At 62.8% G+C, this 25,511-nt stretch carries 13 protein-coding genes; 3 read left to right on the top strand and 10 right to left on the bottom strand.

Annotation, left to right across the window (positions count from 1 at the left end; translation table 11 throughout):
* Positions 1–52: 52 nt before the first annotated feature.
* Positions 53–691 (top strand): LysE family translocator, encoded by a 639-nt coding sequence (locus ACU5AZ_RS11100; protein WP_446822442.1) that lies wholly within the window; start codon positions 53–55, stop codon positions 689–691.
* On the opposite strand, the gene ispG is transcribed toward ACU5AZ_RS11100, so the two are convergent.
* From ispG to ACU5AZ_RS11075, 5 genes are all read right to left on the bottom strand, one after another.
* On the bottom strand, positions 692–1,945 hold the full coding sequence (gene ispG, locus ACU5AZ_RS11095) for a flavodoxin-dependent (E)-4-hydroxy-3-methylbut-2-enyl-diphosphate synthase (protein WP_446822441.1): 1,254 nt from the start codon (positions 1,943–1,945) through the stop codon (positions 692–694).
* Between the two features lie 73 nt (positions 1,946–2,018).
* Positions 2,019–3,194 (bottom strand): MFS transporter, encoded by a 1,176-nt coding sequence (locus tag ACU5AZ_RS11090; protein WP_446822440.1) that lies wholly within the window; start codon positions 3,192–3,194, stop codon positions 2,019–2,021.
* Positions 3,195–3,197: 3 nt separating this feature from the next.
* The gene (locus ACU5AZ_RS11085; protein WP_446822439.1) at positions 3,198–3,992 is read right to left on the bottom strand and encodes a DeoR/GlpR family DNA-binding transcription regulator; all 795 of its coding nucleotides are present in this window, start codon (positions 3,990–3,992) and stop codon (positions 3,198–3,200) included.
* Between the two features lie 162 nt (positions 3,993–4,154).
* A complete protein-coding gene (pyc, locus tag ACU5AZ_RS11080; protein ID WP_446822438.1) occupies positions 4,155–7,616 on the bottom strand; it encodes a pyruvate carboxylase in 3,462 nt (1,153 codons plus the stop codon).
* Between the two features lie 124 nt (positions 7,617–7,740).
* Positions 7,741–8,481, bottom strand: a complete 741-nt coding sequence (locus ACU5AZ_RS11075; protein ID WP_446822437.1) for a helix-turn-helix transcriptional regulator — start codon at positions 8,479–8,481, stop codon at positions 7,741–7,743.
* A gap of 297 nt (positions 8,482–8,778) precedes the next feature.
* Between ACU5AZ_RS11075 and ACU5AZ_RS11070 the strand changes: the two genes are divergently transcribed.
* Positions 8,779–10,551: a glucan ABC transporter ATP-binding protein/ permease gene (locus ACU5AZ_RS11070; protein WP_446822436.1), complete on the top strand. Its 1,773-nt coding sequence runs from the start codon at positions 8,779–8,781 to the stop codon at positions 10,549–10,551.
* 123 nt (positions 10,552–10,674) lie between these two features.
* On the opposite strand, the gene ACU5AZ_RS11065 is transcribed toward ACU5AZ_RS11070, so the two are convergent.
* The 4 genes from ACU5AZ_RS11065 to ACU5AZ_RS11050 form a co-directional block, all read right to left on the bottom strand.
* Complete coding sequence (locus tag ACU5AZ_RS11065; RefSeq protein WP_446822435.1) at positions 10,675–11,883, bottom strand: OpgC family protein; 1,209 nt, start codon at positions 11,881–11,883, stop codon at positions 10,675–10,677.
* A 79-nt stretch (positions 11,884–11,962) separates the two neighbouring features.
* Complete coding sequence (locus tag ACU5AZ_RS11060; RefSeq protein WP_446822434.1) at positions 11,963–20,464, bottom strand: GH36-type glycosyl hydrolase domain-containing protein; 8,502 nt, start codon at positions 20,462–20,464, stop codon at positions 11,963–11,965.
* A 311-nt stretch (positions 20,465–20,775) separates the two neighbouring features.
* A complete protein-coding gene (locus ACU5AZ_RS11055; protein WP_446822433.1) occupies positions 20,776–21,474 on the bottom strand; it encodes a helix-turn-helix domain-containing protein in 699 nt (232 codons plus the stop codon).
* Between the two features lie 113 nt (positions 21,475–21,587).
* Positions 21,588–21,881: a hypothetical protein gene (locus ACU5AZ_RS11050; protein WP_446822432.1), complete on the bottom strand. Its 294-nt coding sequence runs from the start codon at positions 21,879–21,881 to the stop codon at positions 21,588–21,590.
* Positions 21,882–21,931: 50 nt separating this feature from the next.
* Between ACU5AZ_RS11050 and ACU5AZ_RS11045 the strand changes: the two genes are divergently transcribed.
* Positions 21,932–23,599, top strand: coding sequence for a GMC family oxidoreductase (locus tag ACU5AZ_RS11045; RefSeq protein WP_446822431.1), 1,668 nt, complete (start codon positions 21,932–21,934; stop codon positions 23,597–23,599).
* 22 nt (positions 23,600–23,621) lie between these two features.
* On the opposite strand, the gene ACU5AZ_RS11040 is transcribed toward ACU5AZ_RS11045, so the two are convergent.
* Positions 23,622–25,466: an ABC transporter ATP-binding protein gene (locus tag ACU5AZ_RS11040; RefSeq protein ID WP_446822430.1), complete on the bottom strand. Its 1,845-nt coding sequence runs from the start codon at positions 25,464–25,466 to the stop codon at positions 23,622–23,624.
* Positions 25,467–25,511: the final 45 nt, after the last annotated feature.

Below are 25,511 nucleotides of genomic sequence, written 5' to 3'. Positions count from 1 at the left end.
CTGCGCGTCGGGGTCGCAGCAACAATCGGCTACCCCTGCCGATGAGGACCCCATGGACCTGCCGACTATCCTGCCGCATCTCGCGGTCGCCTGGAGCGTTTACTTCCTTGCCGTCATCAGCCCCGGCCCGGCGACGCTCGCCATCGCCGGAACGGCCATGGCCAATGGCCGCAGCCGCGGCATGGCGCTCGCAACGGGCGTCATCACCGGTTCCTTCATCTGGGCGATACTGGCGGCACTCGGCCTATCGGCCCTGCTCACCCAATTCGCCTACGCGCTGACAGGATTGAAGATTGCCGGGGGATGCTACCTGTTGTGGCTCGGCTGGAAGAACCTTCGCTCGGCCGTCAAGGCGGACTACGGGTCCGTCGCAAGGATGAGCCATGAAGACCTGCCCCTGAAGGTCTTCTATCTGCGGGGTCTCGGCATCCACCTGACCAATCCGAAGGCCATCTTCGTCTGGATGTCGCTGGTCTCGCTCGGCCTACCGGCGCACGCACCGTCCGAGGTGGTCTATATCTTCATCGGTGGCGCGATGGTGATCGGCTTCATATCCTTCAACATGCTCGCCGTGCTGTTCTCCACGGAACCCATGGTCCGTGGCTATGCGAAGGCGCGCCGCGTCATCGAAGGGGCTATGGGACTGTTCTTCGGCCTGGCGGGATTGAAGCTTCTGACCAGCCGGATCTGACTATTCCGCCGCCTGCGACCCGGAGCCGAAGCGCTTCTCGATATAGTCGATCACCATCGCCTCGAAATCCTCGGCGATCTTCGGGCCGCGCAGCGTCATCGCCTTCTTGCCGTCGATGAACACCGGTGCCGCAGGACTTTCGCCGGTGCCGGGAAGCGAGATGCCGATATCGGCGTGCTTGGATTCGCCCGGCCCGTTGACGATGCAGCCCATCACCGCGACGTTCAGCGCCTCGACGCCCGGATATTTCTCGCGCCAGACCGGCATGTTCTTGCGGATGTCGCTCTGGATGCGCTGTGCCAGTTCCTGGAAGACGGTCGAGGTCGTACGACCGCAGCCGGGACAAGCCGCGACAACAGGCACGAACTGGCGGAAACCCATGACCTGCAGGATTTCCTGCGCCACCTGCACCTCGCGGGTACGGTCGCCATTCGGCTCCGGCGTCAGCGAGACGCGGATCGTATCGCCGATACCCTGCTGCAGGACGTAGCCCATGGCGGCCGACGAGGCGACGATGCCCTTCGATCCCATGCCCGCTTCGGTAAGCCCCAGATGCAGCGCATGGTCGGAGCGTTCGGCCAGCATGGAATAGACGGCGATCAGGTCCTGGACCTGCGACACCTTGGCGGAGAGAATGATGCGGTTGCGCGGCAGGCCGATCTCTTCCGCGAGCTCGGCCGACAGCAGCGCCGACTGGACGATGGATTCACGTGTAACATCGCGCGCCGACAGCGGAAAACCGTTCTTCTGGTTCTCGTCCATCAGCCGGGTCAGGAGCTCCTGGTCGAGCGAGCCCCAGTTGACGCCGATGCGCACCGGCTTGTCGTAGCGGATCGCCATCTCGACGATGTCGGCGAACTGCTTGTCCTTCTTGTCCTTGAAGCCGACGTTACCGGGATTGATGCGGTACTTCGCCAGCGCCTCGGCACAGGCCGGATGATCGGCGAGCAACTTGTGGCCGATATAGTGGAAGTCGCCGACGAGCGGCACGTCGAGGCCCAGCCGTTCCAGGCGCTCGCGGATCTTCGGCACGGCAGCGGCACTTTCGTCGCGGTCGACGGTGATGCGAACGATCTCCGAGCCGGCCTTGTAGAGCGCCGCCACCTGCGCGACGGTGCCATCCACGTCCGCCGTGTCGGTGTTCGTCATCGACTGCACGACGACCGGTGCGCCGCCGCCGACGATCACGCCGCCGACATCGACGGCGACCGAGGCACGGCGCGGTTTCGGATCAAAGTCGCGGATCGAGGACATGGTTCGGGCTTCCCGGAAAGCTGGAGACTATGCCATTCAGGTGGATCATGCCCCCGTCATTGTCAACACCCGTTCACGCTGCGTCGGCATGGCTCGCCAGCCTAGAGAGCCCCAGAACCACCATGATCAGGATGCTCAGGCCCGCATAGAGCGGCGCAAAGCCGGTATGCTCTGCGATGAAGCCGATGATCGACGGCGCGAACAGCAGGCCGGAATAGCCGAGGAAGGTGGCAACCGAGATGCCGACGCCCGGCGGCAGGCCGGGCAGGTTGCCGGCGGCCGAAAAGGCGATCGGCACCATGTTGGATATGCCGATGCCGCAGACGGTGAAGCCGAGGATCGCAACGGTCGCGTTCGGCGCAAATCCCGCGATCAGCAGGCCCGTCATCGCGGCAAGCGCGCAGATCCGCAATGTCATGACGGCACCGAAACGGTCCCGCACGAAATCGCCGGCAAAGCGCATGGCAGCCATGGTGAGCGAGAAGCCGGCAAAGGCGAAGCCGGAATGGGTGAGCGTCGTCCCGAGTTCGTTGCGCAGGTAAAGCGCGCCCCAGTCGAGCACCGAGCCTTCGGGAATCATCGAGAACAGCGCCATGATGCCGATCAGCCAGGGAAGCGGCGTCAGCGGCAGGCTGACCTTCAGCTTCTCGTCCTCGGGATGCGGCGCATCGGTCTCGATCTCCGCCCATGCCACGAGAAGCAGCATCGTCGCCAAGGCGGTCAGGACGAGCGTATGCCCGACGACACCGAGGTGAACGATGAGATAGCCACCCGTCGCGGCGCCGATCAGGCCGCCGAGGCTCCAGAAGCCGTGGCAGGACGACATGATCGCCCGCCCCATGCTTTTCTCGACGACGACGGCATTGGCGTTCATCGCCACGTCCATCGCCCCTATCATGCCGCCGAAATAGAAGAGCGCGGCTGCGGCCAGCCACCAGTTCGGGGCGAATGTCAGCATCAGCATGCCCGGCAGCAGCAGGAGCGCTGTGACGCGCGAGACCAGGCGCGAACCGCGATGGGCAATCGCAGCGCCCGCAAACGGCATCAGCACCAGCGAGCCGATGCCGAAGGCCATGATCATCAGGCCCATCTCACCGCTAGTCAGACCCAGACGATCGATGAATTCCGGAATTTTCGGCGCCCAGTTGCCGATCATGTAGCCGTTGATGAGGAACAGCAGGCTGACGGCAATACGCTGCTTGGGCATGAAGGGCGCGCGAACCGGCACGCCGGGGGACATCTGGTTCATGGATCAGACCTTTTCAGGCAGAAAGGTGGGAGACGGCTGCAGCACCTTGATGCCGAGCCCGTGGCAATGGGTCAGGAATTGTGGATCGGCATCGCCTTCGAAAGCCGCGATGCCGCATGCCGCCAGCGGAGCGACGGCGAAGGGGGCCGCGGTGCCGAGCTTTTCGGATGTCACTGCTGCCATGACGGACCGGCTTTGCTCGACGGCATGGCGCTTGAGGATCGAATCTTCGTAGCCGAAGCTGGTGACGCCGGCGTCCCGGTCTATGCCACAAGCACCGAGGATACAAAGATCGGGCCGCAGGCGCTTGACCTCGCTCACCGCCTCCGCCCCCACGGCTGCACCGGTTTCCCGATCGATGGCGCCGCCGATCATGATGACGTTGACACCCTGGTGCTCCATCAGCGTCGCTGCGATGATCGGCGCGTTGGTGGCGGCCGTGATCTTCAGTGTCGGCGGCAAAGCCTTCGCGATGGCGAGATTGGTGCTGCCGACGTCGAAGAAGACGAACATGCCGTCCACGATTTCGCGAACCGCGACCGCGGCCAGCGCCGCCTTGCGCTCCGGATCGAGCCGGGTGCGCACCGAAAGACCGCCGGGAAACGGCGCCGGCGGCAGCGCGCCGCCATAGACGCGTTCGCAAAGACCGGCGGCCGCCATGTCCCTCAGGTCGCGGCGGATCGTGTCTTCGGACACCCCGAATTCTTCGGCGAGGTCGGCGGCGATCACCTTGCCGGATGCGGCAAGCCGCTCCTGGATCAGCGCGTGGCGTTGCTTGAGAAAGAGATCGGGCTTCATGGGTTTTCGGCTCAAATCGGCAAGAACATGCATAAACGTGCATAATGCATCACAGCGTTGCGGGCAAGATGCTATTTCTGCAACCGCCCCTCGGACGAATGCCCCTGAACGAAAAAGGGCGACCCAAAGGCCGCCCTTGCTGTTCCTCAATGTCTCGAAGCGTCAGCTTGCGTAGACGATCAACAGATCCTTCGCGTCGATCTGGTCGCCCGCCTTTACCAGGACCTCGGCAATGACGCCGTCCTTTTCCGCGTGAAGCGCGGTTTCCATCTTCATCGCCTCGATGGAGAGAAGAACGTCGCCCTGCTTGACCTCCTGGCCGGTCGCAACGGCAACCGTGGAAATCACGCCCGGCATCGGTGCGCCGACATGGGCGGCATTGCCAACATCAACCTTGCGGCGAACAGCGCCGCCGGCCGCGCCGTGCGCCCGGTCCGGAACCTTGATGCGGCGCGGCTGGCCGTTCAGTTCGAAGAAGACGGTGACCATCCCCTTCTCGTCCGTATGGCCGATCGCCTGGTTGAGCACGACCAGCGTCTTGCCCTTTTCGATATCGATCAGGACCTCGTCGCCGACCGGCAGGCCGTAGAAATAGTTCGGCGTCGGCAGCGTGGAGACGGGACCATAGGTCTCGTGCGCCAAGGCATAGTCGGTGAAGACCTTCGGGTACATGAGATACGAGGCGAACTCGAAGTCGTTGACCTCGCGTTCGATCTTCTCCTCGATCGTCTTGCGCTCGGCGGCAAGGTCGGCGTCGGGCAGCAGTGAGCCCGGGCGCACGACATAGGGCTCGTCGCCCTTCAGCACCTTCTTCTGAAGGGCTTCCGGCCAGCCTCCGGGCGGCTGCCCGAGGTCGCCCTTGAGCATGGAAACCACCGATTCCGGGAAGGACACGTCCTTCGCCGGGTTTTCCACGTCGGCAACCGCCAGATCCTGGCTGACCATCATCAGGGCCATGTCGCCGACAACCTTGGAGGACGGCGTCACCTTGACGATGTCGCCGAACATGCGGTTGGCGTCGGCATAGGCCTGCGCGACCTCATGCCAGCGGGTCTCGAGACCGAGCGAACGGGCCTGCTCCTTGAGGTTGGTGAACTGGCCGCCGGGCATTTCGTGCAGATAGACTTCCGATGCCGGTCCCTTGAGATCGCTTTCGAAGGCCGCGTACTGGTTGCGCACGGCTTCCCAGTAGAAGGAGATGCGGCGGATCCATTCCGGATTGAGGCCCGGATCGCGCTCCGTCCCCTTCAGCGCCTCGACGACCGAGCCGAGGCAAGGCTGCGAGGTGTTGCCGGAGAAGGCATCCATGGCGCTGTCGACCGCGTCCACACCCGCATCGACGGCGGCGAGCACCGTCGCGGCAGAAATGCCGGACGTATCATGCGTGTGGAAATGGATCGGCAGGCTGGTTGCTTCTCTCAGCGCCTTGAACAGGATCGTCGCGGCGGCCGGCTTCAGGAGACCCGCCATATCCTTGACCGCGATGATATGCGCGCCGGCCTTTTCCAGCTCGCTAGCAAGGGCGGTATAATATTTCAGGTCGTATTTCGGGCGAGCCGAGTTCAGGAGGTCCCCGGTATAGCAGATCGCCGCCTCGCAGAGCTTGTTCTCCTCGGCGACCGCATCCATCGACACCCGCATGTTTTCGACCCAGTTGAGGCAATCGAAGACGCGGAAGAGATCGATGCCGCCCTTCGCCGCCTGGCGGACGAAGTATTTGACGACATTGTCCGGGTAGTTCTTGTAGCCCACACCGTTGGCGCCGCGCAGCAGCATCTGCAGAAGCAGGTTCGGCGCAGCCTCGCGGACCATCGAAAGCCGTTCCCACGGATCTTCCGTCAGGAAGCGCATGGAGACGTCGAACGTCGCGCCACCCCAGCATTCCAGCGACAGAAGCTGCGGCAGGGCGCGGGCATAAGTGCCGGCGATCGTCGCGATGTCATGCGTGCGCATGCGGGTGGCGAGCAGCGACTGATGCCCGTCACGCATGGTCGTATCCGTCATCAGGACGCGCTTTTCGTTGCGCATCCAGTCGGCAAAGCCCTTCGGCCCAAGCGTGTCGAGCAGTTGCTTGGTGCCGTCCGGAATGGCGCCGTTGATATAGGGAATGACTGGCTTTGCAGCATCCGGGTTCGGCTCGGCGCGACCCTTCGTTTCCGGATGGCCGTTTACGGTTACGTCGGCGAGATAGGTCAGGATCTTGGTGGCGCGGTCCTGGCGCTTGACCTGCTGGAACAGTTCCGGCGTCGTGTCGATGAAGCGCGTCGTGTATTTGTTGGCGCGGAAATCCGGATGGCTGATGATTGCTTCGAGGAAGGTCAGGTTCGTCGCCACGCCGCGGATACGGAACTCGCGAAGCGCACGGTCCATACGCTGGGTGGCTTCCAGCGGCGTCGGCGCCCACGCGGTCACCTTTTCGAGAAGCGGATCGTAGAACCGGGTGATGACCGCGCCCGAATAGGCCGTGCCGCCATCAAGACGAATGCCGAAGCCGGTCGCGCCGCGATAGGCGGTGATGCGACCGTAATCCGGAATGAAGTTCTGCTCCGGATCTTCCGTGGTGATGCGGCACTGCAGCGCGTGGCCGTTCAGCCAGATGTTTTCCTGCGCCGGCACGCCCGATTCCGGCGTGCCGATCTCGGCCCCGTCGAGGATGTGGATCTGCGCCTTGACGATATCGATGCCGGTGACGACTTCGGTCACCGTATGCTCGACCTGGATGCGCGGATTGACTTCGATGAAATAGAACTTGCCGGTATCGGCATCCATCAGGAACTCGACGGTGCCGGCGCCGATATAGTTCGTCGCCTCGCCGATGCGGATCGCATAGCTGGCGAGTTCCTGGCGCTGCTCTTCATTGAGATACGGCGCAGGCGCCCGCTCCACGACCTTCTGGTTGCGCCGCTGGATGGAGCAGTCGCGCTCGAACAGGTGGACGACATTGCCATGCATGTCGCCGAGGATCTGGCTTTCCACGTGGCGCGCCCGCTCGACGAGCTTTTCGAGATAGACCTCGTCCTTGCCGAAGGCGGCCTTCGCCTCGCGCTTGGCTTCCATCACCTCGCGGGCGAGGTCTTCCTTCTTGCGAATGGCGCGCATGCCGCGCCCGCCGCCGCCCCAGGAGGCCTTCAGCATCACCGGATAGCCGATTTCCTCGGCCATCCTCTCCACTTCGGCCATGTCGTCCGGCAGCGGCTCCGTGGCCGGCACGACCGGAACCCCGACGCTGATCGCCAGGTTGCGGGCGGCAACCTTGTTGCCGAGCTGGCGCATGGTCTCGGCCTTCGGGCCGATGAAGGTGATGCCGGCGGCATCGCAGGCGTCCACGAATTCCGGGCTTTCCGAGAGCAGGCCGTATCCGGGGTGGATGGCGTCGGCACCGGACTGCTTGGCGACGCGGATCACCTCCTCGATCGACAGATAGCTCTCGATCGGGCCCAGATCACGCTCGAGATGCGGGCCGCGGCCGACCTGGTAGCTTTCGTCCGCCTTGAAGCGATGCAGCGCCAGCTTGTCTTCTTCCGCCCAGATGGCGACCGTTTTTATGTCCAGTTCATTGGCCGCGCGAAAAACGCGGATGGCGATTTCAGATCGGTTGGCAACAAGAATCTTCTGAATGGACAAGACAGTCTCCTCAATTCGCCACGTGCACTTATGCTGCACTGCGAAGAAGAGTCTTAACGGCTTGTCGCAATAAGTTCAATTTCCTTGGCGACAGTGGAAGAAAATTTCGTATCGCAGCCTGCGATCAGCCGATCAGCCCCATGCGAAGCGCCGTCGCGACGACATGCTGGCGGTTCTTCGCCCTCAGCTTGTCCTGGATTCCGTTCATGTACCAGTCGACCGTATGACTGGAGATTTCAAGGATCTGGCCCATTTCGTTGGAGGTCAGACCATCTGCGAGATAGTTGAGGACCTCGAGCTCCCGCTTGGTCAGCTGCGTGTCGACATTGGCCAGAAGCTCCAGCTCGCCCGACTTGTTGGTGATATCCATCAGCCGCCAGAAGGCGCGATCGGCAAAGGCGGAGAAGAGCGACAGCTCCATCGGCCTGAGCTCGATCAACACGCCGCTGACGGACATATTGCCGAGCAACCCGGTCCGGCCGTGCACGGGGAACACGTAGCCATCCTCGAGCCTGAACTTCTTGGCCTCCGCCATCATGCGCTCCATACGCTTGCGATGCGGGTCGGTACGAAAGATGGAGAGAGCGTGGCGCCAGCGGAACGGCCGATGTGCGACCTGCAGATAACGGATCGTCGGATCGCTCAGGATGAATTTCTTGGCGGTGTAGACCTCCGGCCAGCCCTCCGGCCAGCGCCCGCAAAGAACAAGGCTGCTTATGTCCTCGACGGGCTTGGGCTGCCGCAAAACACCGTAATATTCGAAGCCGAAGAGCGTGATGACGCGTTCCAGCTGCTGGACGACACGCTCATAGCTGTCGTAGTCATCCGCACGCTCCAGAAACTCGAGTAGGGCGTCAATCTTCACATCGCCCCCCGATCAACGAGACCGCGTCGCGCTTGTACAGGGGAGGGGCAAAGATCACACATAATCGGCATGATACATTCGCTCCCGGATGAAAAAGTGATTTGCGGCTATTCCGCAGGCGTTATGACGGAACATTTATATGGTTTCTTGCTTTTTATCCGGATATTTCACGTCAGAACGAAAATTGCCTTTTTTCGGATGCAAACGGCCAACCGTTGTCTCACAATATCTCCACGGCCTTCGGCAAGGACTACGAATCCGTGAAGACGTGAACAAATTTAAACAAGAGATTGTATCGTGTCACTAGCCCACGTTTATTTTCAGGCGCTTCGCTACCTCGCAACTTACCGTTTGCGTGTATGGATCATCGTCGTCGCCAACATCGTCCTGGCTGTCATCACCATCGCCGAACCCATCCTTTTCGGCAAGATCATTGATGCGATCTCGGACAAGACGGATGTGACCCCGATCCTCATTGCCTGGGCGGGTTTCGGCATCTTCAACACGATCGCCTACGTTCTCGTCGCGCGCGAGGCCGACAGGCTGGCTCACGAGCGCCGGGCGCACCTGCTGACGGAAGCCTTCGAGCGGATCATTTCCATGCCGCTGTCCTGGCATCATCAGCGCGGCACCTCCAATGCGCTGCACACACTGCTGCGCGCCTGCGAGACACTGTTCGGCCTCTGGCTGGAGTTCATGCGCACGCATCTGGCCACCGCCGTCTCGCTCACCCTCCTCGTCCCGACCGCATTGGCGATGGACGTGCGCATGACCGCCGTCCTCATCGTCCTCAGCGTCCTCTATCTCCTGATCGGCCGAGCCGTGATCGCGCGCACCAAGGAAGGCCAGCAGGCGGTCGAAGGGCACTATCATTCCGTGTTCGCACATGTGAGCGACAGCATTTCCAACGTCTCGGTCCTGCATTCCTACAACCGCATCGAGGCCGAGACGCGGGCACTGAAGAACTATACGCGCAACCTTCTCGATGCGCAGATCCCGGTGCTCGACTGGTGGGCAATCGCCAGCGCCCTGAACCGCATGGCCTCCACCATCTCGATGATGATCATCCTGATCATCGGCACAATCCTCGTCCAGCGCGGCGAACTGAAGGTCGGCGAGATAATTGCCTTCACCGGCTTCGCCAACCTCCTGATCGGCAAGCTGGACCAGATGCGCGGCTACGCAACGCAGATCTTCGAATCCCGCGCCAAGCTCGAGGACTTTTTCGAGCTGGAGAAGGAAGCGGCCATCCGGCAGAGCGATCCGCCGGACGCGATCGACCTCGGCAAGGTCAAGGGCGATGTCGAGTTCCGCAACGTCTCCTTTGATTTCGCCAACACGACGCAGGGCGTGCGCAACATGTCTTTCGCCGTCAAGGCGGGCCAGACCGTCGCCATCGTCGGCCCGACCGGCGCCGGCAAGACGACGCTCATGAACCTCCTGCAGCGGGTCTACGATCCGCAGGACGGCAAGATCCTCATCGACGGCATGGATATCTCGACCGCCACCCGAAAGTCGCTGCGCGCCAACATCGCCGCCGTGTTCCAGGATGCCGGCCTGCTCAACCGCTCGATCCGCGATAACATCCAGATCGGCAAGGAAGCCGCCACGCCGGAGGAAATCGCGCAGGCCGCAGAAGCTGCAGCCGCCGTCGAGTTCATCGAAGGCCGGCAGGATGGTTACGAGACGCATGCCGGCGAGCGCGGCAACCGCCTGTCCGGCGGCGAGCGCCAGCGCATCGCCATTGCCCGCGCCATCCTGAAGAACGCTCCGATCCTCGTGCTCGACGAAGCGACCAGCGCGCTCGACGTCGAAACGGAAGGCCGCGTCAAGGCGGCGATCGACAGGCTGCGGAAGGACCGCACGACCTTCATCATCGCCCACCGCCTGTCGACCGTGCGCGAGGCCGACCTCGTCCTCTTCATCGATCATGGACAGATCGTCGAAATGGGCGGCTACCAGGAACTGGCGGAGAAGAGCGGACGGTTCGCCTCCCTGCTGAAAGCGAGCGGCATTACGGAAACGCCCGCCCTGGAAGCGCGCGGCCCTGACGGGACTGAGGCGGCCTGAACGAGCGCGGCCGTTCCCTTCAGTTTGGAGACCATCACGAAAGCCAATGAAAAAGGGGGCGTCACGCCCCCTTCTGCTTGAGCACCCGGATCCTGTCCGGGCAGATGCGTTTCATTCCGTTGCTTATTTCAACGCCTGTATCGGCGTCGCCGGCAGCATCGGCTTGGTCCGCTGCGGCTTCTTCACGCCCTGCTTCTTCTTCTGGTCGCGATCGTCCAGCCAGTAGGCGATGCCGAACTGGATGACGATCCCGAGCAGCACAAGCGAGATCCCCATGGCCGCACTGTCGCCCATGCCGGCCATCAGCACCTGGGCAATCATCGCCAGGATGGTGCCCGACACGAAGATACCGAGGGAATGACGGCCGAGCACCGAAAGCGGATTGTTGACCGGACGGCGGGCGGCGGCCGAAAGGAACGGCACCTTGACGACCAGGTAGGCCAGCGCCAGCACATGCAGAAGGCGCGGCAGCGACAGATAGGTCTTCTCGAAGCCACCCAGCACCTTCGGCAGCAGGCCGAGCGCGATGTCCAGGTTCCACCAGGACAGGGTCACCCAGAAGGCCGACAGGATCACATAGCCCGCTGCGGCAAGGAACAAGACCGGGTTCCAGTAGATCGTGCCACCACGCTGCACATGGCGCATCGACACGATTCCGATCACGAACAGCAGCTGCCAGGAGAGCGGGTTGAAGAACCAGACGCCGTCCATCAGCATGTTGGCTGGCGCGATCTCATAGAGACCCGCAATGAACCACAGGGCGATGGAAAGCATGACGAGCAACCGCGGGCTCTTCGATTCGAGCCACAGGATCGCCGGCACCATGAGAAGCAGGGCGGCATAGAGCGGCAGGATATTGTTGTAGCCGAACTGGTGGCCGAGCAGGAAGATGGCAAGCATGCCCTTCGCCGGTTCGGCAAGTGCAGGCGCGATGGCGATCTTCTCCAGCATGTCCGGCTGATGGAACCACCAGGCGCCCAGGGCGAAGACGGCAAGGGTGGTAAACGTGCAGGCAATGTGCGCGCCGTAGAGGACAAGGGCACGACGAACGGCCTTGATCGACATCGAAAGGCGGTTGCCGACACCGTATTTGCGGCCGTAGGCGAGGCCGATAGCAATCCCGGAAATCAGCACGAACGCTTCGGAGGCGTCGGAGAAGCCGAAGTTCTTCGACGTCCAGTGCTCGAACATCTGTCCGGGCACGTGATTGATGAAGATCGTGATCAGCGCCAGAGCCCTGATCACGTCAAGCCGGGTATCTCGTTGGGCGGGCTTCGCCGCCGGAGCGCCTGCCCCGCCGGGCAGCGCTCTCGTGTTAGCGTATGACAGCATCAATTCACCCTGCGGAGAGACCTTATGCCGCTCCGTTCCAAACTTTTTCGTTTCTATGGCCTAAAGGTCGGCAAGACGCTCAGGATGCTTTGCCGACCAAAATCGCATTCGCGGAAGACTCAACGGCCTTCCCATTCACGCGGACACTATAGCCTTCATCGTCAGGCCGTTTTTGGACCTCAATACGGCAACTCTCGGACCCGCCGGAAAGTTCCGCCTCAAAACCATCCCAATGCGCCGGAAGCATGGGAGCGACCAGCACATCACCGCCGCGGCGGCTGATGCCGAGCACGGACTCCATGATGGCGCGATGCAGCCAGCCGGCCGAGCCGGTGTACCAGCTCCAGCCGCCGCGACCGCTCTTTTCGCGCTCGCCATAGATGTCCGCGGCAACCACATAGGGCTCGCAGCGATAGGTTTCGGCATCCTCGGGCGTCAGCGAATGATTGACCGGGTTGAGGATCGAAAGGCAGCGCCAAGCGTCCTCCGGACGACCGAGCTTGGCAAGCGCCATCAACACCCAGATTGCCGCGTGGGTGTACTGGCCGCCATTCTCACGCACGCCGGGCGGATAGGCCTTGATATAGCCGGGATCCGCCTTCGACGTTGCAAACGGCGGATCGAAGAGACGGATCAGGCCGGCCTGCTCGTCGACGAGCTTGTCGACGACCGCGTCCATCGCCATGCCGGCCCGCTTCGGGTCGGCCAGTTCGGAGAGCACGCTCCAGGACTGCGAAATGGAATCGATCCGGCATTCCTCGCTTGCGGCCGAGCCGAGAGGCTGGCCGTTATCGTAGAAGCCGCGGCGATAGTAGCTGCCGTCCCATCCGGCGCTTTCGAGCGCCTTCAGGAGGTCGTCCAACCGGTTTTGCCAACCGGTCGCGCGCGCCTCGTCGCCCCGCTGCTGCGCATGCGGGATGAAGGACTTCAGCGCATTGGCGAGGAACCAGCCGAGCCATACGCTTTCGCCCTTGCCCTTCTCGCCGACGCGGTTCATCGCGTCGTTCCAGTCGCCGCCGAGCATCAGCGGCAGGCCCTGCGGGCCCGTGCGAGACAGGGCAAGGTCGAGGCCGATCGCGACGTGCTCGTAGAGCGACGCCGTTTCCTGAGCCACATCCGGCTTGAAGAAGGCATCATGCTGTCCGGGGAACAGCACCGGGCCGTGAATGAAGGGCACCTCCTCGTCGAGCAGGGTCAGGTCGCCGGTCACGTCGCTGTAATGGGCGGCGGCATAGGCGAGCCAGACGACGTCGTCGGCGATATGGGTGCGCACACCGGCGCCGCTTTCCGGCAACCACCAATGCTGCACATCACCTTCCTGGAACTGCCGGGAGGCGGCACGCAGGATCTGGTTGCGGGCAAGCGACGGATCATAGCCGAGCATCGCCAGACTGTCCTGCAGCTGGTCGCGGAAGCCGAAGGCTCCGCTCGCCTGGTAAAAGCCCGCCCGTGCCGTGATCCGGCACGACAGCGCCTGGTAGGGCAGCCAGTAGTTGACCAGGTTGTTGATCGACGTGTCGGGCGTCTTGATCCGCACCCTGCCGGTCAGCTCGGCCCAGTAATCCTGGTTTTCCTTGAGCACCGCGGCAAACGAGATCTTGCGCATACGGCGGATGATGTCGCGGGCGGCCTGCTCGCTTTCCCCGTCACCGATCAGGAAGCAGACTTCCCGCGTCTCGTAGGGCGCAATCGTGATCGTCGTGCAGAGCGCCGCGCAGGGATCGCCGATCGTGCCGACATTGCCGGACAGGTCGGACATCGAGGCGACTGCTTCCGGCAACAGGACGGAACCGTGCCGGCCGAGGAACTCCGACGACGAGGCCGTGACACTCGCGTCCTTCTCGCTCATGAGGAAGAAGGCGGTGCGCTGCGAATAGTCGACGCTGTAGGGGTTGCGCGCAAACAGCGCTCCCGTCTTTTCGTCCTGTGACGTCAGGATATAGGGAACGGTCTTTTCCCGGCGATTGCCGAGCACCCATTCCGCATAGCCATAGACCTTGACGTGACGCGTCTCCATGCCGCTGTTGCGGATGCGGATGCGCGTCAGCTTCGCCGGCATGTCGCGGCTGGCCGTCTGCGTCATCTCGATATCGAGACCGTCCTGCTGTGACTTGAACTGCGAGGAACCGAGCCCGTGCCGCGCCTCGAAATGGACGTCGGGACGCAACGACAGCGCCGGGACCGGTGCCAGCACCTGTCCGCTGTCGACGTCGGCGATGTAGAAGGCTTCACCGCTGCGGTTGATCACCGGATCGTTCGACCATGACGTCAGCTGGTAGTCGCGCGAATTGCAGCTCCAGGTGAAGCCGTTGCCCTCGGCGCTGACATGAAAGCCGAAATTCTCGTTGGCGATCACATTGACCCACGGATGCGGCGTCGACTGGCCGCTCGATAGCCGGACGACATATTCCTTGCCGTCCTTCGAGAAGCCGCCGAAACCGTTCCAGAAGTCGAGGTCGGACCCGTCCGCCGGATGGTCCGCAGAAGGCGCGGGCAGCGCCAGCGGCTTGGCCGGCAGCTTTGCGGTCGTGCCGGCATTGGCCGACTGGTGCAGGCCGATAGCGCGCACGATCTGGTCCGTGAGCTTGCCGTTGCGGGCATGGAACACCGCACGCGAAGCCGACAGCAGCGCCCGCCAGGTCTCCTCGCTCATCAGGTCGCGGCGAACCGAGAACACATGCGGACGCCCGCCTTCGGACTGGGTCCGGCGGCGCAGGTTCTCGCAGAGAATGTCGATTTCCTGCTGCATGTCCTGCGCATAGGAGGTGGCGCGCTCGTTGACGATGACGAGATCGGCAATCACACCACGCAGCCGCAGATAGCTCTGGGCCGTCAGCGCTTCGCGGACGATATCGAGGTCGAGATCGTCATTGATGCGGACCGCATAGATCGGGAAATCGCCGGAGATCGACAGCGGCCAAAGGGCCGATTGCGCCTGCAGGCCGCTGCGCACCGTCCCGGCATCGGCCCTGAGGTCGGTATCCGGATAGACAAGGCAGCGTCCCAGCTGGCTGAAGGCCGAAGCCTGCGCCGAGGTGACGCCGATATGGCGCATCTGCACCTGCGCACGCGTCCAGGCATGCGCCATTTCATGGGCGAAGGATTCGGGATGGCGGTAGCGCTCGATCGCCTTGTCGGCCTCTTCGCGCACCGGTGCCGCAATGGTCCAGAAGATCACCGCAACCTTCTTGCCCGCCGGCACGCGCACGACGCGCCGGAGCGACAGGATCGGATCGAGGGTGAAGCCGTCGGTGCTCGAAAGCGTCGCGCCGGGCAGAAACGCGGCGGCATCGGCCAGCATGCGGCCCCGGCCGATGAAGCGGCGGCGGTCGGTTTCGAATTCGGTCGGCCGGGCAGAACCGGCGTCATCGCTGACGAGGTGGGCGACGAACATGTCCGGCTCGTTCTCGTTGCGCTTGTTGCGCCAGGCACGAATGACGTCGCCCCTGCGGCCGATTTCCGTCTGCACGAACATCTTGGAAAACAGCGGATGCGCAGCATCGGAATCATCGGAGGAAATCACCGGCTCCATATAGGAGGTGACCTCGATGAAGCGGTCCTGCATGCCGTTGTTGGTGATGCTGACGCGCCGGCCCTCGGCATCGTGTTCCGTCGCGACGATGCATTCGACAGAAGTATAGATACCGTTGACCGTCTTCTGGAATTCCGCCTTGTCGTCGCCGAAGATGGCGACGGCCTTCTCGCCTTCCGCCGCGCGCGGCGCCGGCGTCGCAGACCAGCATTGGCCATTTTCCGCATCCCGCAGGAAGATGTAGGTGCCCCAGGGCTGATCGGTCTCGTCGGCCTTCCAGCGCGAGACGGACTGGCCGTTCCAGCGCGAATAGCCGTGACCATCGGCCGTCAGCATGACGCAGTAATGGCCGTTCGACAGGAAGGCGGCCTCGCGCCGGCGGTTGGCCGGATCGTCGATGATGCGCATTTCCGGATGCGGCAGTTCGGCCTTCACCGTTCCGACCGACTCGGCCTTCTGGCCACCGTTCACCTGCTGGATCTCGCGCGGCGCCTTTTCCTGCAGCAGGAGTTCCGCCGCTTCGATCACCGGATCGGAATGGAAGAGCGAACGCAGGCGACCGTTGAAGGCGACGTTGGCGACTGCGGCGATCGACATGCCGTGGTGGTGGGCCATGTAGTTGCGAACCACCGCGCTGGTCGCCCCTTCGGGCAGCCGGGTCGGCGTGAAGTCGACGGCATCATGGAAGCCGTAGATGCCGAGCGCGCCGAGGCCGCGCAGCCGTTCCAGGTTTTCGAGCGCCTCTTCCGGGTCGTACTGGCTGGCGAGCAGCGAGGCGTAGGGGGCGATGACCGCGTTCTGCCCGAGGCCGCGCTTGAGGCCCAGCGTCGGCACGCCGAAATTGGAATACTGGTAGGTCAGTTCATGGTCGCGTGCGTTGAACGCCGCTTCCGAGATACCCCAGCAGGGAATGCCGAGCCGCTTGGCATAGGCGATCTGTTCCTTGACCACCAGATTGTTGGTCTGGTTGAGGATACCGCCCTGCCGCTCCTGCATGACCAGCGGCGGCATCAGATACTCGAACATCGAGCCCGACCAGGAAACGAGCGCGCCGCGTGCGCCGACCGGAACGACGGTCCGGCCGAGACGGAACCAGTGCTCGTTCGGAAGGTCACCCTTGGCGATGGCAAACAGGCTGGTCAGCCGCGCTTCGGACGCCAGAAGGTCGTAGCAAGCATCATCAAGCTCGTTGGTGTCGATACGATAGCCGATCGACAGCAGGCGGCGTTCCGGACGGAACAGGAAGCCGAAATCCATCGAGAAGGCGATGTCGCGCGCCCGATCGCGCACCTTGGCAAGGCGCTCGCGCAACGGCTCGATGTTCGACAGGTCGAACAAGGTGTCATTGATGTGCGCCTGGCAGACGGCGACGAGCGAGCGCGCCCACTTCGTCACTTCGCTGCTCTTCGGAGAGCCGATCTCGTGATCGAGATTGACGGCGAGCTTTTCAATGTCGCCGGACAGCACGGTGAGGTTCGACATGCGCAGCGACGTGAAGGCCTGTTCGCGGCGGATCGCCGAGAGCGCGGCGCCGAAGCCGGCGATGCGCTCCTCAAGGCGGCGGCGCATCGGACGCAGCGGCTTGCGGTCGTCCGGCAGGTCGGCCAGCACTTCCTTGAGGATGCGGGCGACATCGCCGACACCGTCGAGATTGCCTTGGAGATAGGCCGCCGGCGCTTCCGCCCAGTCGCGGCAGGCCGACGACACGGCGATCAGGTGGCCGGCAAGGTTGCCGCTGTCGACGGCGGACACATAACGCGGCTTCATCGGTTTCAGGGTATCGGTGTGATACCAGTTCAGCAGGTGGCCGCGGTACTTCTCCATCCGATCGACAGTGGCAACGGTCTGTTCCAGCCGCTCGATCGTCTGCTCGAAGCTGATCCAGCCGAACTCGCGGGCCGAGATGACGGAGAGAAGATAGACGCCGATATTCGTCGGCGACGTCCGGTTGGCAACGGTCGGCTCCGGGATTTCCTGATAATTGTCCGGCGGCAGGAAATTGTGCTCTGCGGTCACGAAGGTCTCGAAGTAGCGCCAGGTCCTGCGGGCGATCGCGCGCAGGCTTTCCGACACCGGCTCCGCGACGATCAGGCGGTCTTCGGTTTCCGCCGACTGGCTGACGTACCAGGCGATCAGCGGCGAGAGGATCCAGAGCGTGGCGAACGGCACGCCGACATAAAAGCCCGGATCGGCCGAAATCACCGCGAGGAAATAGATGAACAGCCCGATCAGCGGCGCATGGCGCATGTTGCTGTAATAAGAGAGGATGCTTCCCTGCGAGCTTGCCTGCACGCTTGCCGCCGTGCGCCATTCCAGCATGTGCTTGTGGCTGACGAACATGCGGAACAGCGAGCGGACGATCGCATCGCCCATCATGCAGGCGGTATCGGCAATGAAGACAATCCTGAGCGCGACCTGGGCATTGGCCGAACGGATGTCGGCCCAGACGGTCGAGAAATGCGCCTTGGCGATGATATCCGTGCTGCGCGGGATGACGCCCGAGAGGAGCGAAAGCGTCGGGGCGACGAACAGCGAGAAGATCATGAAGATCTGCCAGGCAAGCGCGCCCGTCGCATCCATGATGAACCAGCCGCTGAGCGACGAAAGCAGCCAGGCGATCGGCGTCAGCGAACGCCGCAGATTGTCGGCCATCTTCCAGCGACCGAGCGCCGGAATGCCCTTCTTCGGATTGAAGATGAAAGGCAGAAGCTGCCAGTCGCCGCGGGCCCAGCGATGCTGGCGCGACATTTCCACTTCGTAGCGGATCGGGAAATCCTCGACGAGCTCGACGTCGGTCACCAGTGCGCAACGCGCGAACGAGCCTTCGAGAAGGTCGTGGCTGAGGACGGTGTTTTCATCGATGCGGCCCTTCAGCGCCGCCTCGAAGGCGTCGACATGATAGAGCCCCTTGCCCGTGAACGTGCCTTCGCCGGCAATGTCCTGGTAGACGTCCGAGACGGTAAAGACGTAAGGGTCGAGACCGCGGTTGATGGAGAAGATGCGCTGGAAGACCGAGGCGTCCTTGCCGGTCGTCAGCGACGGCGTGACGCGCGGCTGCAGGATGCCGTAGCCGCTGACCACGCGGTTCGAGGCGGGATCGAGCACCGGCCGGTTGATCGGATGGTGCATCTTGCCGACGAGCTTGGTCACCGCGTCGCGGGTGATGCGGGTATCGGCGTCGAGCGTCATCACATACTGGATATCGGCCGGCAGCTGTTCCGGCGTCGCCAGGTAGCTGGTGTCGCGGTCGCCGCGCAGCAGGAGATTGAGCTCGTGCAGCTTGCCGCGCTTGCGCTCCCAGCCCATCCACGCGCCTTCCGACGGATTGTAGAGCCGGCGGCGATGCAAGAGATAGAAGCGGCGCTTGCCGTCATGGGCGTAGCGGCTGCTCAGACGGTCGACTTCCTGACGGGCATAGGCGAGGATTTCCTGGTCCGCCTCGGATTCCGCCCGCTGGCTGTCCGGCCAGTCGCTCAAGAGCGAGAAATAGATCTCGCCGCGCGGATTGGCGAGATAGTGAACCTCAAGATTGCGGATCAGCTCGTCGACGCCGTCGCGGTTGGAGATCAGGCAAGGGACGGCGACCAGCGTGCGCGCCTCGGCCGGGATGCCCGACTTGAACTCATAGCCGGCAAGGCGCGCCGGCCGGATCATGAACGACATGACGGTATTGAAAAGGCCGGTGACGCCTTCCGAGGCCGGCAGTGCGAACAGGATGAGCAGCAGGGCGACATCCACGGTCGGAATTTGCTGCCACAGCAGCAGCTTGCCGACGAGCGCCATCGCGATCAGCGTCATCGAGATGACCGGCAGGGCGATGGAGATCCAGCTCAGCCGGCGGCCGAGCGCAATCAGGCGATCGAGGACGCTCGGCTGGTAGCCGATATTCTTCTCGAAGGTCGCGCGCATCGAGCCGACGAGAAACTCGCCGACATTTTCCGCCTCGCTGCCATCGACGAGCGCTTCGCCGCAATGGCCGGAAATGGAGATGGCACGGCGCGCGACTTCCTCTTCGGAAAGTTCCGAGCGGCGGGCGAGACGCTCGACGCGATCGCGGTAGACGTCGCGGGTACCGAAGTCGAGGTCGGCGAAATCGGTGCCTTCGCGCAGGATCTTGTCGACGACGGAGACATCCTCGAACCAGACGGGCCACTCGGCATCGTCGATCTCACGCAGGCTCTTGATGATGTTGCCCATAGTGACGTTGCCGGAGGCAAGCCGGTTGTGCTCGGCGAGGATCATCTCCTCGCTGTCGGTCCCGGCTTTCTTCAGGCAATCGTCGAGCCAGGAAACGGCGAAACCGGAGGTCTGCGAGCCGTCACGCAGCCGGTAAAGGAACTGCGTCGCGAAGGTGCAATCGGCCGCGATCGGCGCGGCATTGGCAAGCAGATCGGCGCATTTGGCGGGATCGGCCAGACGGATGAGCTGGTCGGCAAGGTCGTTCGCCTTGCCGCGCATGCGCCGTGCCCGTTCGACCCGGATGGAAATCCGCCGCAGGTTCTCGATCAGGACGAATCGCAGAAGCGACGGCAGGGCCCAGAGCTCGCCGATCTCCATCGTGACATTCGTCTGGTAGCCATCGACCAGCGCCTTGAGGCTGGCCTGCGAGATCGTGCTGTGCGTGTGGGCGACGTAAAGCCAGGCGAGCGCCAGCGCCCGCGGCATCTTCATGCCACCGACTTCGATCTCGGCAAGTTGGCGATAGAACTTGCGCGGAAGATCCCGGCGCACCTGCAGGATCGCTTCCTCGACGATGTAATGATTGTCCAGCAGCCATTCCGCCGCCGGCGTGATGGTCTCGCCTTCCTCCACATCCGCGGCCGTGGTGCGATAGACCCGCAGGATTTCCTTCTCGTTGTCGCGGCTGCGGGAGTGGAAATCGAAGGGGACGAGCAGCGGCAGCGCGCTCACGCCTTCGCGCGATGCCCGCTCGCCGTATTCTCGCAATTCATCAGCGTTGAAGAACTCCGCGCGGATCGAACCATTATGGTCCACCACGCTGGCTTCGGCTTCGGGATTGGTCGCGGGGGGCTGAGGTGTAGATGTCATGATGTCAACGATGGGATTCTTGTATTTCCGGGAAATTGATTGCCGCACCTGTCCTGTACGGCAAAGTCGAAGTCACATTCTCGGAACGGCTCATCTCTGATCCCCGGCAAACGGATGGCGCGAGGACGGCGGCAAATTGAACGCTAAACGTTTCAAGATCGGGTTGGTTCCGAGGCTCTAGATCCCTTCAGGAAAAGCCGGCCGGCGAAAACGCCGGACCAAGGATGATCGCAAGAATTGAGCATGTGGCAGTGCAATAGAATAATGGCCGCATTTAGACTTGAGCGCTGAGCGTTCATCACGACCGGCGGTCATATTGCACCATTTCTATCCGCATAGGAGATGATGGAAAGAAACCGGATCGGCAACGTCACAAGAACCTCGGGCCCATGCGGCGCGTCGGCATCAAAAAACAGACTGTCGCCCGGCAAAAGCGTGTAGAGCTTGTCGCCGTGCCGGTATTTGACTTCGCCCTCCAGCATGTAGATGAACTCGATGCCCTCATGCTGGAACGCCGGAAAAACATCGGAATCCGCAGTCAGCGTGATCAGGTAGGGCTCCACCTGGACGCCGCCGGCGGAGTGATCGATATGGCCGAGCAGATTGTACTGGTGACCGGAACGGGTGCCGCGCCGCTCGATCTCCAGGCCGGACCCGGCCCTGACGAACACCGCATTGCGGACTTCTTCAAACCGGCGGAAAAACGCCGTCACCGGCACGCCAAGCGCGCGCGCCAGCGACTGCAGTGTCGTCAGCGACGGTGAGGTGTTGCCGTTCTCGATCTTGGAAAGCATGCCAAGAGAAATGCCGGTCGCCGAGGCAAGGTCCGCGCCGGTGATGCCGAGCTTCTTGCGGAAGGCACGAACCTCGTGACCAATGGCGATCTCGAGATTGTTGACCTTGGGATCACGATGGCTATGGGGATCCTGGCTGAGGGAGGTCTTGCTGGCCGCATATTCCACGGCGGGAATGCCCTCGACTACGTCACTGCTCGCCACGGATTTCGCCATTCCACCCCTCATTCACTGCTGCTGCACTAGCACAGTAATGTGACAGCCATTGAAATTCTATCCTCGAGGTAAAAAAATTCCACTCAAGAAAAAGCCGCTGCTTACATTGAAAATCAGGAAATGAACCCGGCCGTCAGCGCGCAGACGAAGAGGATCGAGCCGGCAAGCGTGAGGAGAGGCAAGTCCGGCCATCGCAGCAAAGTGGCCTTGCGGCGGGCCCCACACTCCAGTCGCGAAAGACAGATGTCATTGTTCTGCATGTGCGAAATCCGAATTCCCGAAGACATGATGACCATATTGATCTCCATCATAGGTTCCTGTCGGCAGACGGCATAGATATGGTTTTTTCCATGCGAGGCGGCAGGGAAAACGGAAGACGGCAAAATGGTCGCTTTGAAAAAATCCATTCCGCCCGCTAAGGATGATGGGAGCATTACGGGGAGGAGACCCGAAACCCATGCCAGAAACAGTATTCGACTACGTCATCGTCGGGGCTGGTACCGCCGGCTGCCTGCTTGCCAACCGGCTGAGCGCCGATCCGGAGAAGCGTGTTCTGCTGATCGAAGCCGGCGGCAGGGACAATTACCACTGGATTCACATTCCGGTCGGCTATCTCTACTGCATCGGCAACCCGCGCACCGACTGGCTGTTCAAGACCGAGGCGGAGAAGGGCCTGAACGGCCGCAGCCTGCTTTACCCGCGCGGGCGAACGCTCGGTGGCTGCTCGTCGATCAACGGCATGATCTACATGCGCGGCCAGGCCCGCGATTATGACAGCTGGGCAGACGCCAGCGGCGACGACGCCTGGAGCTGGAACAAAGCCCTGCCGGACTTCATGGCCCACGAGGACCATTACCGTCTCGACGACGGACAGGACCCGCCATCGGCCGGCAACAAGCATTTCTCCGACGTGCACGGACATGGCGGCGAACTGCGCGTCGAAAAGCAAAGGCTGCGCTGGGATGTGCTGGACGCATTCCAGGACGCCATGGTGCAGGCGGGCGTTCCCCGCACCGATGATTTCAACAGCGGCGACAATGAAGGAGTCGGCTATTTCGACGTGACCCAGAAGGGCGGCTGGCGCTGGAATTCCTCGAAGGCCTTCCTGCGGCCTGCGGCCGGCCGGCCAAACCTAGAGATCTGGACGGACACTCAGGCGGAAAAGCTCGTCCTGGAGCCTGGCGCTGGCGCCGACGGCGCATTGCGCTGCACCGGCGTCGTCGTGCATCGCGGCGGCGAGCGGCGGACGGTCCGCGCGCGCGGCGAAGTGGTGCTCTCTTCCGGCGCGATCGGCACGCCGCATATCCTGCAGCTTTCCGGCATCGGACCGGCCGACCATCTTCGCGACAACGGCATCGACCCGGTGCATGAACTGCCGGGCGTCGGCGGCAACCTGCAGGATCACCTGCAGATCCGCGCCGTCTTCAAGGTGAACGGGGTCAAGACACTCAACACACTGGCGAGCACGATGTTCGGCAAGGCGATGATCGGTCTCGAATACATGCTGAAGCGCAGCGGTCCGATGAGCATGGCGCCATCGCAGCTCGGCGCTTTCGCCAGGTCCGATCCCGACCAGCCGCACGCCAACATCGAATACCACGTGCAGCCGCTGAGCCTGAACGCCTTCGGCGAACCGCTGCACGCCTTTCCGGCCTTTACCGCGAGCGTCTGCAATCTCAATCCGACGAGCCGCGGAGCCGTGCGCCTCAAGGGCCCCGACTTCCGTGCCGCGCCGGCAATCGCGCCGAACTATCTGAGTACCGAGGGAGACCGGAAGATCGCCGCCGACAGCCTGCGTCATGTCCGCAAGGTAGCAAGCCAGCCGGCATTGGCGAAATACCAGCCGGAAGAATGGAAACCGGGCGTCCAGTACCAGTCCGACGAGGAACTCGCACGCCTCGCCGGCGACATCGCGACGACGATCTTCCACCCGGTCGGCACCGCCAGGATGGGCAAGGCCGATGATCCTCTGGCCGTCACCGACAGCCATTTGAGAGTGAGGGGCATCAGGGGACTGAGGATTGCCGACGCCAGCGTCATGCCGACGATCACGAGCGGCAACACCAATGCGCCGACCTTGATGATCGCCGAAAAGGCCGCCCGCTGGATCGCCGGCGGCCTCTGAGCCTGACAGTGGGCGAGGCCGCTCACATCATCACGAGGTGGCCCTCGGAGATCGTCTTGTACTGCCGGCGCGGCGGTTCGAAGCCCAGTGGCCGCACCGGGCTCTTGATTTCGTCGGCCGACAGGTTGCGCTTGATGCCGCGACGCGACGGATCGGGTACGGGAACCGCAGCCATCAGCTTCTTCGTGTAGGGATGCTGCGGATCGCTGAACACCGCCTCGCGCGGACCGATCTCGACGATCTCGCCGAGATACATGACGGCGACGCGGTGGCTGACGCGCTCGACCACCGCCATGTCATGCGAGATGAACAGATAGGCGAGGTTGAGGCTCTGCTGCAGTTCCAGAAGCAGATTGACCACCTGCGCCTTGATCGACACGTCGAGCGCCGAGACGGATTCGTCCGCGACGATGATCTTCGGATCGAGCATCAGGGAGCGGGCGATGCAGATACGCTGGCGCTGGCCGCCCGAGAACTCGTGCGGATAGCGCTTCATCATGTCGGCGTTGAGACCGACCTTCTCCAGGAGGTCAGCGGCCTTTTCGCGGGCCTGCGAACGACTACCCAGTCCGTGCTCGAGGAACGGTTCGGCGACCGCGGAGCCGACGCTCATGCGCGGATTGAGGCTGGCGAACGGATCCTGGAAGACCATCTGGATGCTGCGCCGCATCTTTCTCAACTCGGAATTCGACAGCTTCATCACGTCATAGCCGTCGACGATGATCGAACCGCTGGTCGGGTTGACGAGGCGGGTGATCGATCGGCCGGTAGTCGATTTGCCGCAACCGGATTCGCCGACGAGCGACAGGGTTTCGCCCTCGTAGAGATTGAACGAGACGTTCTCGACGGCATGGACCGCACCGCTCTTGCGTCCGAACAGGCCGGAGACGATGTCGAAACGGGTCGTCATGTTCTTGACTTCGAGAATGGGCCTGCGGCTCTTGTCGATCGTGCTGTCGACCTCGACCGGCTCGCTGCTCTCGCCGGTGTTGATGTCAACGATCGGGAACTTCAGCGGCCACTTCTTGCCCTCCATCGAGCCGAGCTTGGGCACGGCCGACAGGAGCGCCCGCGTGTAGGCATGCTGGCCACGGTGGAAGATGTCCTCGGTCGGCCCTTCCTCGACGACGTCGCCGCGGAACATGACGACCGTGCGGTCGGCGATTTCGGCGACCACGCCCATGTCGTGGGTGATGAAGAGGACCGACATGCCCTCCTCTTCCTGCAGCTCCTTGATGAGATCGAGAATCTGCCCCTGGATCGTCACGTCGAGCGCGGTCGTCGGCTCGTCGGCGATCAGCAGCTTCGGCTTCGAGGCGAGCGCCATGGCGATCATCACGCGCTGGCGCATGCCGCCGGAAAACTGGTGCGGATATTCGTCGAAGCGGTTGGCGGCATTCGGAATGCGCACCTTTTCAAGCAGCCGGATCGTTTCGGCCCTCGCGCTCGCCGATGAAATGTCCCGGTGGCAGGTCATCGCCTCCGCGATCTGCTTGCCGATCGGAAAGATCGGATTGAGGCTGGTCATCGGCTCCTGGAAGATCATCGAGATGTCGTTGCCGCGGACCTTGCGCATCTCTTCTTCAGGAAGCGCAAGCAGGTCGCGGCCGCCGAGCATCACCTGCCCGGTAATCCGGCTGGTATTCTTCGGCAGGAGCCGCATGATCGACAGCGATGTCACGCTCTTGCCGGAGCCGGATTCACCGACGATCGCCACGGTCTCGCGCGGGTTGATGTCGAAGGAGATCGAATTGACGACAGTCCGCCATTGATCGTCCACGCGGAACGCGGTCGTCAGGTCCCTGACGGAGAGAACCGGGCCGGCCAGCCCCCCCGATTGCATTTGCGATGTTTCGGCGCCGAGCATGATTTCCCCTTATAGTATCGACCTTTTCGGCCTTTTGATTGAGCG

It is taken from the genome of Rhizobium sp. PAMB 3182 (assembly GCF_052908355.1).
This window is presented reverse-complemented; position numbering and strand designations above follow the sequence as displayed.

Bases quoted from the DNA above. Each gene is read 5' to 3' on its own strand.
- ACU5AZ_RS11100 (WP_446822442.1), top strand. From the start codon at position 53: ATGGACCTGCCGACTATCCTGCCGCATCTCGCGGTCGCCTGGAGCGTT.
- ACU5AZ_RS11065 (WP_446822435.1), bottom strand. From the start codon at position 11,883: ATGCTGTCATACGCTAACACGAGAGCGCTGCCCGGCGGGGCAGGCGCT.
- ACU5AZ_RS11045 (WP_446822431.1), top strand. From the start codon at position 21,932: ATGCCAGAAACAGTATTCGACTACGTCATCGTCGGGGCTGGTACCGCC.
- ACU5AZ_RS11055 (WP_446822433.1), bottom strand. From the start codon at position 21,474: ATGGCGAAATCCGTGGCGAGCAGTGACGTAGTCGAGGGCATTCCCGCC.
- ACU5AZ_RS11060 (WP_446822434.1), bottom strand. From the start codon at position 20,464: ATGACATCTACACCTCAGCCCCCCGCGACCAATCCCGAAGCCGAAGCC.
- ispG (WP_446822441.1), bottom strand. From the start codon at position 1,945: ATGTCCTCGATCCGCGACTTTGATCCGAAACCGCGCCGTGCCTCGGTC.
- ACU5AZ_RS11085 (WP_446822439.1), bottom strand. From the start codon at position 3,992: ATGAAGCCCGATCTCTTTCTCAAGCAACGCCACGCGCTGATCCAGGAG.
- ACU5AZ_RS11090 (WP_446822440.1), bottom strand. From the start codon at position 3,194: ATGAACCAGATGTCCCCCGGCGTGCCGGTTCGCGCGCCCTTCATGCCC.
- ACU5AZ_RS11040 (WP_446822430.1), bottom strand. From the start codon at position 25,466: ATGCTCGGCGCCGAAACATCGCAAATGCAATCGGGGGGGCTGGCCGGC.
- ACU5AZ_RS11050 (WP_446822432.1), bottom strand. From the start codon at position 21,881: ATGGATTTTTTCAAAGCGACCATTTTGCCGTCTTCCGTTTTCCCTGCC.